The organism is Dolichospermum sp. UHCC 0260, assembly GCF_009711985.1.
Classification (GTDB): Bacteria; Cyanobacteriota; Cyanobacteriia; order Cyanobacteriales; family Nostocaceae; genus Dolichospermum; species Dolichospermum lemmermannii.
On record NZ_VIKZ01000012.1, the window covers coordinates 25,554 to 34,771 of the forward strand.

General features: G+C 38.0%; 11 protein-coding genes. 3 read left to right on the forward strand and 8 right to left on the reverse strand.

The features are described from left to right. Window positions 1-84 precede the first annotated feature (84 nt). The 6 genes from FJR08_RS23140 to FJR08_RS07040 form a co-directional block, all read right to left on the reverse strand. Window positions 85-249 carry a hypothetical protein gene (locus FJR08_RS23140; protein ID WP_217357489.1) on the reverse strand — a complete coding sequence of 55 codons (165 nt, stop codon included), beginning with the start codon at window positions 247-249 and terminating at the stop codon, window positions 85-87. Between the two features lie 30 nt (window positions 250-279). Then, window positions 280-492, reverse strand: coding sequence for a type II toxin-antitoxin system HicA family toxin (locus tag FJR08_RS07020; RefSeq protein WP_015078470.1), 213 nt, complete (start codon window positions 490-492; stop codon window positions 280-282). Further along, window positions 489-734: a type II toxin-antitoxin system HicB family antitoxin gene (locus tag FJR08_RS07025; protein WP_015078469.1), complete on the reverse strand. Its 246-nt coding sequence runs from the start codon at window positions 732-734 to the stop codon at window positions 489-491. Before FJR08_RS07025 ends, FJR08_RS07020 begins: the two co-directional genes overlap by 4 nt. Before the next feature lie 121 nt (window positions 735-855). Continuing rightward, the gene (locus FJR08_RS07030; RefSeq protein WP_168632678.1) at window positions 856-1,872 is read right to left on the reverse strand and encodes a restriction endonuclease; all 1,017 of its coding nucleotides are present in this window, start codon (window positions 1,870-1,872) and stop codon (window positions 856-858) included. Window positions 1,873-1,924: 52 nt separating this feature from the next. Continuing rightward, window positions 1,925-2,260: a XisI protein gene (locus FJR08_RS07035; RefSeq protein ID WP_015078467.1), complete on the reverse strand. Its 336-nt coding sequence runs from the start codon at window positions 2,258-2,260 to the stop codon at window positions 1,925-1,927. Continuing rightward, window positions 2,248-2,664 (reverse strand): XisH family protein, encoded by a 417-nt coding sequence (locus FJR08_RS07040; RefSeq protein WP_028089927.1) that lies wholly within the window; start codon window positions 2,662-2,664, stop codon window positions 2,248-2,250. Before FJR08_RS07040 ends, FJR08_RS07035 begins: the two co-directional genes overlap by 13 nt. A 205-nt stretch (window positions 2,665-2,869) precedes the next feature. On the opposite strand from FJR08_RS07040, the gene gatA reads away from it, so the two are divergent. The 3 genes from gatA to FJR08_RS07055 all read left to right on the forward strand — a co-directional run bounded on the left by gatA (window position 2,870) and on the right by FJR08_RS07055 (window position 6,655). Next, entirely contained in the window at window positions 2,870-4,330 is a 1,461-nt protein-coding gene (gatA, locus tag FJR08_RS07045) for an Asp-tRNA(Asn)/Glu-tRNA(Gln) amidotransferase subunit GatA (protein WP_015078465.1), read from the forward strand. 109 nt (window positions 4,331-4,439) lie between these two features. Next, complete coding sequence (locus tag FJR08_RS07050; RefSeq protein WP_015078464.1) at window positions 4,440-5,444, forward strand: hypothetical protein; 1,005 nt, start codon at window positions 4,440-4,442, stop codon at window positions 5,442-5,444. A gap of 215 nt (window positions 5,445-5,659) precedes the next feature. Then, the gene (locus FJR08_RS07055) at window positions 5,660-6,655 is read left to right on the forward strand and encodes a protochlorophyllide reductase (RefSeq protein WP_168632679.1); all 996 of its coding nucleotides are present in this window, start codon (window positions 5,660-5,662) and stop codon (window positions 6,653-6,655) included. A gap of 59 nt (window positions 6,656-6,714) precedes the next feature. Here FJR08_RS07055 and FJR08_RS07060 read toward each other — a convergent pair whose 3' ends face one another. Together FJR08_RS07060 and FJR08_RS07065 are read right to left on the reverse strand one after the other, a co-directional pair. Further along, on the reverse strand, window positions 6,715-7,731 hold the full coding sequence (locus FJR08_RS07060; protein ID WP_015078462.1) for a sulfate/molybdate ABC transporter ATP-binding protein: 1,017 nt from the start codon (window positions 7,729-7,731) through the stop codon (window positions 6,715-6,717). A gap of 289 nt (window positions 7,732-8,020) precedes the next feature. Then, window positions 8,021-9,208 carry an FtsW/RodA/SpoVE family cell cycle protein gene (locus tag FJR08_RS07065; RefSeq protein WP_041457580.1) on the reverse strand — a complete coding sequence of 396 codons (1,188 nt, stop codon included), beginning with the start codon at window positions 9,206-9,208 and terminating at the stop codon, window positions 8,021-8,023. Window positions 9,209-9,218 lie beyond the last annotated feature (10 nt).

Sequence of the window (9,218 nt, forward strand, 5' to 3'; positions counted from 1 at the left end):
TTACCTTCCAACTCTTGATATATCTCAGTTATAGGTTTATTCCGCAGACCCTACTTAGCTTTGTAAAACTTGTTTATTTACACCTTAATAGCCATTATCTGCCACACAGATACCCTTACATTTAATACCATTTGTAGCAGTGCGTAGACAATGGGGACAGAGAACCTCTTCCTTCTCTGTTTCTTGATTTATCTCCATATTAGTGCTTGTCTGGAGCTTATCTTTTTCGGTCTGGAGTTTGTCATTCATAAGAATGGAGTAATTTGTCGCTATAATTTGTTATACTTCTTCAAAGTCAGCCCACTCAATTCCTAGTTGTTTTATGGCTGCGCGTAACGTTCCTAATTTTAGATCGCGGCCACTCCAATCAGGAATTACAGTTGCTTTCTGAGTAATTGCATTAAACCACTTTCTATGTGAACCTCCACCACGTCTGGGGATTTCTTCACATCCAAGTTTAGATAATTTCTTCGCAACTTCTCTATAGTTCATCTGATGGAGATAATTGTTTCTATTAAAGCTGGTGAGTTTTGGTCTACAGATTGTAGGTTAAGCGGAAGCTCTTTACCTAAATCTTGATATGTTTCAAGAACCGCTTCAAAAGCATCTCTAACATTGGCTAAAACCTCATCCATAGAATCTCCCTCAGTTATCAATTCTGGTAATAGTGGAGAAGTTACAGTGAATCCTCCTTCTGGTTGAGGTGTAAGCAGTAGTGGAATTTTGTAGAACATATTGTGATGGTATAGTTGAGTTTATTCTATTTTATTTAAGGTTGGATTTAGCGATCGCTATTCCTCCACAGATTGCTTTCTTTAATTCAAGCTACAAGATAGGCAATCTCATTGTTGTTTATTAACCCTCGCCAGAGGTAGAAATACTCATACTCAGTGCGGAAGCAATTTGATTACCTAACTCAAAAGTTGTCTTAATTTTTTCTTTTAACTTTATAAACCGCATAGCAGTAACTTTTTTCCCATTAAGAAGAGAAATTGCATCTGCTTCTGTAAAGAGATTTTTAGTCCAAGGAGGTGGATTCATGTTATCATCAAAGCGAATTGTTCCAACGTATTTCTGTTTTTTTAATTCAAATGGTAAAATTTTTTCCTTTATACCCAGTAAGCTTTTACAACTATCCTCAATAAAATCTAGATGTTGATAAAAGTTTTGAATACTCTGAACTAAGCTACTATTATGTTGTGTTAGAAGTAAGCGAAATTCTATATTCTGCCAAATATCTCGATTACGACTAAGACAGTATTGCCACTTTTCCGATAGATAAGTTTTCTCATCATGTTCTAAAAGCTCTTGAAGTAAAAGACAATCCTTCTGTATATCCAAAGCCAGAAGATATTTAATGGATGTCAGTTTTTGTTCCTCTAATTGATTTTGACACAAGAATACATTTTCCCATCCACAATAGTATTTTTTGAGTAAGTCAAAATTACTTGGTTCTGCTAAATAACTACATATATCCTCCCAAAAAACTATATAAACCAAAAACTTTCCTTCTGATTGACGTTCTACATTCAAATATCGAACAGTATCTTGAACATTTTTATCTCTTGATGCTGTGGTTGCAATAATGTATTCATTAATTGGAGATGTAAAGCTATTAACTTTGATTAGCTCAGTGACAATTGTCTCTGTATTTAGCTTCTTATCTTCATAGCGTTTACATTGAATAGCTGTGTAGATACAAGATCCATGCTGTTGTCCATAAATATCCACTCCATGCTGTTGCTGTCCACTTCTTCCATATCTTTGAGCATGGGTATCTTGCAATTTTCGTATGTAAATATCCCACACAATATCCTCAAACTCGTCCCAAGATTTTGGTTTAGGTAAATCACTTGTAGCAGGTGTAGGCATAAATAATTTCAAATTGATCTAGTCAATAAAATTTCTTTTTTACTAAAGCACTTTATCTCACAGCATATCCCGTATGTTGCCTAACATTTTGCGGGTGAAAACCTAAAACAATTTTATCTTTAGGAATTCCGGCTGCTTCTAATTCATAGGTAACACCATCTTCTGTATCATCTCTTTGTACCCAGATTTTACCATCAATAATATCAAGATGCACCAGACAACCATGAATTCTTTTATGATCATGCCAACCAAGAGTTATTAATAAATAGCTATCATTTTCATCATCAAAAACTGTTTTACATTCAATCACTCCATAGGAGTAAGGAATTTGTGTATAAGGTATTAACACTTCTTTAATAACCCGGCGATAATTATCTAAGGTATCCATTGGGTAATCCTCTCAGTATCAGAATTAAAAACAAGTAAATTTAGATTTTCGCTTTCTCTTAAAAGTTTACCAATTGGTTCTTCAAATAAATCTGTGAATACAGTATCACGCACTCCTAAATATAATATTCTATCAGGTTCTAGACGATTCATAACAGCACGATATAAAACAAATCCACCAATAGCATCTTTAAGATCAGCCATTTCCGAAGGACTGACAAAACTTTTAATTTCTACGGCAATTTTTCTAGTTCCTTGTTCTGCCGCTAAAAGTTGTTTTGCTCCTAAATCTACATACATATCTTTTTGACCCCATTTTAAATGTAGAGGGTCATTTGTAATTATCCAGCCTTCTTGAATTAAGGCATTTTTAACAGCATTGTGATAGATGTCCTTTGCCGGCATATTAAAATTAGCTTTTCTCAATAAACTATAAACTAATTATCCAACCATAACTAATATTTTTAGTATAACTAAACTCTCAAAACTCTCTCTGCGCCTCTGCGCCTCTGCGTGAGAAAAAAATTCGCTGTAACTTCAGACGCAAATTCCCCAAACCCCAGCCCTGTAAATGCTAAAATCAATGACTTGAATCATAAAGAGAACAATTATGGCATCCATCCGCGAGTTGCACGAACAGATAATTAGTAAAGAACGTTCTGCCGTTGAAATTACCCAAGAAGCATTAAATCGCATTCAAGAGTTAGAACCCAAATTGCACAGTTTCCTCACTGTCACGACAGAACAAGCCTTAAAACAAGCTCAAGCTGTGGATGCAAAAGTCGCTGCTGGAGAAGAAATTGGCATCTTAGCGGGGATTCCCATCGGCATTAAAGACAATTTGTGTACCAAGGGGATTGTCACCACCTGTGCTTCCCGGATTTTGGAAAATTTTATCCCACCTTACGAATCCACCGTCACCCAAAAACTAGCTGACGCTGGGGGTGTCATGGTAGGTAAAACCAACTTAGATGAGTTTGCTATGGGGAGTTCTACTGAAAACTCCGCTTACCAAGTTACCGCTAATCCTTGGGATTTATCCCGTGTTCCTGGTGGTTCTTCCGGTGGTTCAGCAGCAGCCGTAGCAGCCGATGAATGTGTGGTTTCCCTGGGTTCGGATACAGGGGGTTCAATTCGGCAACCTGCGTCCTTCTGCGGTGTTGTGGGCATGAAACCGACTTATGGGTTAGTTTCCCGTTATGGTTTAGTGGCTTATGCTTCATCTTTAGACCAAATTGGCCCCTTTGGACGGAGTGTAGAAGATGCGGCTATATTATTAAGTGCGATCGCCGGTTATGATCCGCAAGACTCTACCAGTCTCAAAGTTGCCATTCCTAACTATGCGGCTAGTTTAAAACCGGATCTCAAAGTCAGGAAGAAATTGAGAATTGGTGTCATTACAGAAACCTTTGGTGAAGGTTTAGATCCAGAAGTAGAAGCCGCTGTCACCAAAGCCATTGAACAACTGCAAGAATTAGGTGCAGAAATTCATCCGATTTCCTGTCCCAGTTTCCGCTATGGTTTACCAACTTACTACATTATCGCCCCCTCGGAAGCATCAGCTAACTTGGCGCGTTACGATGGCGTTAAATATGGGTTGCGTTCCCCTGATGCGGACAATCTTTTATCAATGTATACCAAAACTCGTTCTCAAGGTTTTGGGGCGGAAGTCAAACGCCGGATTATGATTGGTACTTATGCCCTTTCCGCTGGTTATTATGATGCCTATTATTTGAAAGCACAAAAAGTCCGCACTCTCATTAAACAAGACTTTGAAAAAGCTTTTAAAACAGTAGATGTTTTAATTTCTCCCACTGCACCTACCACCGCATTTCGAGCCGGAGAAAAAACTACTGATCCTTTGAGTATGTATTTAAATGATTTAATGACTATTCCTGCTAATTTAGCTGGTTTACCAGGAATCAGTTTACCTTGCGGTTTTGATAGTAAAGGTTTACCCATTGGACTGCAAATAGTTGGTAAAGTGCTAGGAGAAGAGCAACTTTTTCAAGTAGCTTATGCCTATGAACAATCAACTAATTGGCATTTACAAAAACCTAAAATGGCTTAGTTTTTCACTTGTAGGGGTTTACATCGTCAACCCCTATATTCTCAATAGGAATCATCATGATCCAAAGAATGTTAAATTAATATTTCTGTATTAGTCAAAATCAAATTAAATGACTCGCTTTATACATGACCAATTCGCCAAGCAATATCTCACGGAACTATTAACACCTTATGGACAAGTAGAAACCAGCAAAGATATCACCGCAGAAGTTAGACAAATTGACGTTTTATTTATCCCCTCACCTCAACCCACACAAAGCCTAGAAAGACTCGGATTACTAGGGCGAATGGCCACAAAATATGCTATATTTGAACCATTTCGCAATGCTGTCAGCAAAAGTGAAATTCGCAGTTGTATGGGTAAATTATTTGACATCCATGCTGACTTAGAACGGCAATCTAACCGCAATAATACGCGAATAAATGAAGCAGAATTACCTCGGCTGTGGATTTTTACTCCGACAGCATCAATAGAACTCCTAGCCAGTTTTAATGGGACTACGGATGAGGAAAACTGGGGAAAAGGGATTTATTTTTTTGGAGAAGGATTCAAAACCATCATTATTGCCATTCACCAACTCCCTATTACACCAGAAACACTGTTTTTGAGGGTTTTAGGAAAAGGAAAAGTGCAAAGACAAGCGGTGGAAGAACTAGAAACACTGGCTAATGATAGTCCTTTTCTCGCGGATATTATACAATTAGTACATAACCTAATTGCTGTGTTATCGGCTCGTCAGCGTCAAGAACAAGATATTGATAAAGATGATCAGGAGTTGATTATGAAATTATCGGAAATTTATCAGCAACAATTAGAAGAACTGAAAAAACAAGGACGACAAGAAGGACGACAAGAAGGACGACAAGAAGGACGACAAGAAGGACTTCAGGAAGGAATTCATGTAGGACTTCAGGAAGGACGACAAGAAGGACTCCAAGCAGGGGTAGAAAGAGAACGACGCGCTATGATTGAAAGTATCCTGCAAGTGCGTTTTGGTCAAATTGATTCTCAGCTACAAAGAATTATCAATCCTCTAATTGCCATGAGTAGAGAAGAATTTACTCCTTTACTTCTACAATTATCTCGTGAGGAGTTATTAGCTAAATTCGCATAACAATAGTACAGTCAGAGGTGAGGATTAGGGGTTTAGGAATGCTAGATCCCTGCATTTAGGTTTTGAAAATGTGTTTATTTATCGTTATTATCTATGATTGATTACATTTTGTTCACTACTCATTGAGGATTATTATATAAGTTTCAAAAGTATGAGATCATCAAAATCACATAAACTGATTTTGAATCAACGCATAGTTAAAGGAGTCCCAACAGATGGAACAAAATCGTAAGTCAACAGCAATCATCACAGGTGCTTCTTCTGGAGTCGGTTTGCAAGCAGCCAAGGCTCTCGTTGACAAAGGAAACTGGCACGTTATTATGGCTTGTCGTGATTTAATCAAAGCCGAGAAAGCTGCCCAGAGTGTCGGAATGCCTGCAAATAGCTATACACTCATGCAAATTGATTTAGGCTCTTTAGAAAGCGTTCGACAGTTCGTCAACAATTTCAGAGCAACTGGCAAAACCGTGGAAGCTTTGGTTTGCAACGCTGCCATTTATATGCCTTTAATCAAAGAACCGTTATTTTCTCCCGAAGGATTTGAATTAACCGTTACCACAAATCACCTCGGACATTTTCTGATGTGCAATTTGATGTTGGCAGATTTACAAAAATCACCTGCCGCTGATAAAAGATTGGTAATTTTGGGAACTGTTACCCACAACCCAGATGAATTGGGTGGTAAAATTCCTCCTCGTCCAGATTTAGGCAATTTTGAAGGTTTTGCAGCGGGTTTCCAAAATCCAATTACAATGATTGACGGTAAGCAATTTGAACCAGTCAAAGCCTACAAAGATAGTAAAGTATGTAACGTTCTCACCATGCGGGAACTACATAACCGTTTTCATGAGTCCACCGGGATTACTTTCAGTTCTCTCTATCCTGGTTGTGTAGCGACAACGGCTTTATTCCGCAATCACTATCCTCTCTTCCAGAAAATTTTCCCCCTGTTCCAAAAGTATATTACTGGAGGATTTGTCACCGAGGAATTATCAGGAGAGCGCGTTGCTATGGTAGTTGCTGATCCTGAATACAAACAATCTGGGATTTATTGGAGTTGGGGAAATCGTCAAAAGAAAGATCGGGCATCTTTTGGGCAAAAAGTCTCTCCCCAAGCACGAGACGACGAAAAAGGCAAGCGGATGTGGGATCTTAGTTACCAGTTAGTAGGATTAGGAAAAGCATCTGAAAAATCAAAATCTCTGATTTAATTGGTCAGTGGTCAGTGGTCAGTAGTAAGGGGAAAAAATTTCCCCCTGCTCCCTGCGTCCTAAATTGAATAATAAAGTGGAAAAGATTTAGCATCTTTAGGTTTAACATAAACCTTTTCTTGGGGTTCTAATTTTAGTTCATCGAACCGTTCCCGTGTTAAATGGGCTGTCATTGCTTGTCCATCATCTAAGGTTAATTCAACTTGAATTTCCCAACCTAAATGAATGATTCTGCTGACTATAGCTGGTACTGTTGTTCCATTAGCAACGTTTTCAATGATGATATCTTGGGGACGCAAAAATGTTTCTGGATGTGCTGATTCAAAACCGCTACTTTGAAAGATTTTGGCAGAACTGGGTAATACATTCACCGGACCAATAAAACTCATCACAAATGCAGATGCGGGATGATCATAAATTTGTGCGGGTGTTCCTACTTGTTCCACTTTGCCTTTATTCATGACCACGATTTCATCAGAAACTTCCATTGCCTCTTCTTGATCATGGGTGACGAAAACTGTGGTAACATGAACCTCATCATGGAGACGACGTAACCAAGCTCGTAGGTCTTTGCGGACTTTGGCATCAAGAGCGCCAAAGGGTTCATCCAATAATAGTACATTGGGTTCTACGGCCAATGCTCTGGCTAAAGCTACCCGTTGTCTTTGTCCACCGGAAAGCTGTGAAGGATAGCGATCGCCTAATCCACTTAATTGCACTAATTCCAATAGCTGTTCTACTTTTCCCTGAATTTTCTTTTTGGGGGCTTTGCGAATTTCTAAGCCAAAGGCGATATTTTTGCGAACAGTTAAATGTTTAAATAGGGCATAGTGCTGAAAGACAAAGCCAATATTTCTTTCTTGTACACTTTGATCAGTAGCATCTTTACCTGTCAGAAATATTTTACCTGTATCTGGTGTTTCTAAACCAGAAATTAATCGCAATAGGGTAGATTTACCAGATCCAGATGGACCAAGTAAAGCCACCAGAGAACCACTCTGAATTTCCAGATTTACCTGTTCAACTGCTTGGAAACTACCAAATTGTTTAGAGACGTTTTCAACTACTATACCCACTGGTGCTACACCTCTGCAAATAATCTACGGTTTTTAAGTAGGAATACCGTATTTTATATTTATATCACAAATATTTGCAGTGTTATCATTAAAATTCATGAACTTAACAAATTTGAGATTTTTTTATTTGGAACTCTCTTACTAAATCTAAACTAGTACACAACGGCGTAAGTCAATCAACCATTAAAAATTTGACAAAAGCTTGTGTAATCTGCTTTTTTAATTTTTAATTTTTAATTTTTAATTCCGCACTGCGGTACTAGAGTAATCCCAATACTAATCGGTTAAGCTAAAAAAATCGTCTTCTTGTCTGATTTTCAGATAGTGTTTTTCGTAATGGAACTACGTCGGCTTCACTACTTTCCCTCGCTACGCGAATTAATAAAGCAGAAGATATCAAACTGGCAACCATTGAATTACCACCATAACTAAACATGGGTAAAGGTAAGCCTGTAGTTGGTAAAGCGCCTGTAGTTACGCCAATATGTAATAATGATTGCCCAACCATAACAACTACTACACCAATTGCCACTAATTGAGATGTCAGATTCTTGGATTTGAGGGCAATAATTAATCCTAAAGTAGCGAATATTGCTAACATTAGTAATAGTAAAATACCGCCAATAAAACCAAATTCTTCCGAAAAAATGGCGAAGATAAAATCAGTATCTTGAATTGGTAAATAGAATAACTTTTGTTGAGAAAGTCCAAAACCAACCCCCGAAGTTTGACCAGAACCTACAGCTAATAAACTTTGTACTAACTGATAACCATCTCCTGTGGCATCAGCCCAAGGATTCATAAAGGACATAATGCGTTTGCGTTGATATTCTTTGATACTAATACTGATTATTGCTAACATTACCCCACCAAAGGCTGTTCCTCCCAAGTATTTATATGGTATTCCTGCTGCTAGGGCAATAAACCAAATTGTCATGCCGCAAAGTGCTGTTGTACTTAAGTTAGGTTGGGCAAGAATTCCTAAGAGGACAAGACCGAAAACACCCAGCCAAGATAAACGAATTCCCCAACGCAGTTTTTCCCATTTTCCAAAAAGTGTCGCACTTTGTAAAACTAAAAAAGGTTTAATTAGTTCTGATGGTTGGATAGGAATTGGTCCAACGGATATCCACCTAGCAGCATCAAAGGCTTTTTTTCCTAATCCTGGTACTAAGGTCAGAAAAATTAACATCAGGAAAAATATTAAAAACCAATGAGATACTCCCAAAATTTTCCGCAATGGCAAATTAACAATGATGTTGAAAATAATTAAAGAAGCTATAGCCCAAAGAATTTGCCGTTTGAAATAATATAAACCGTCACCTTGACGTTCATCAGCAACGGGATAGGATGCGGAAAAGAGGATAATTAAGCCAATAAACATCCACGTTAATGTTAGCCAGCGTAATAATCGGGCTTCTAGTCCCCAAGTAGAAACGGAATTATCAAAAATTGGGATTAAACGGAGTAGATTCACAATTTGGTAA

Excerpts from the sequence above, each read along its gene's own strand:
- FJR08_RS23140 (WP_217357489.1), bottom strand. The coding sequence starts at position 249 with ATGAATGACAAACTCCAGACCGAAAAAGATAAGCTCCAGACAAGCACT.
- FJR08_RS07020 (WP_015078470.1), bottom strand. The coding sequence starts at position 492 with ATGAACTATAGAGAAGTTGCGAAGAAATTATCTAAACTTGGATGTGAA.
- FJR08_RS07025 (WP_015078469.1), bottom strand. The coding sequence starts at position 734 with ATGTTCTACAAAATTCCACTACTGCTTACACCTCAACCAGAAGGAGGA.
- FJR08_RS07030 (WP_168632678.1), bottom strand. The coding sequence starts at position 1,872 with ATGCCTACACCTGCTACAAGTGATTTACCTAAACCAAAATCTTGGGAC.
- FJR08_RS07035 (WP_015078467.1), bottom strand. The coding sequence starts at position 2,260 with ATGGATACCTTAGATAATTATCGCCGGGTTATTAAAGAAGTGTTAATA.
- FJR08_RS07040 (WP_028089927.1), bottom strand. The coding sequence starts at position 2,664 with ATGCCGGCAAAGGACATCTATCACAATGCTGTTAAAAATGCCTTAATT.
- gatA (WP_015078465.1), top strand. The coding sequence starts at position 2,870 with ATGGCATCCATCCGCGAGTTGCACGAACAGATAATTAGTAAAGAACGT.
- FJR08_RS07050 (WP_015078464.1), top strand. The coding sequence starts at position 4,440 with ATGACTCGCTTTATACATGACCAATTCGCCAAGCAATATCTCACGGAA.
- FJR08_RS07055 (WP_168632679.1), top strand. The coding sequence starts at position 5,660 with ATGGAACAAAATCGTAAGTCAACAGCAATCATCACAGGTGCTTCTTCT.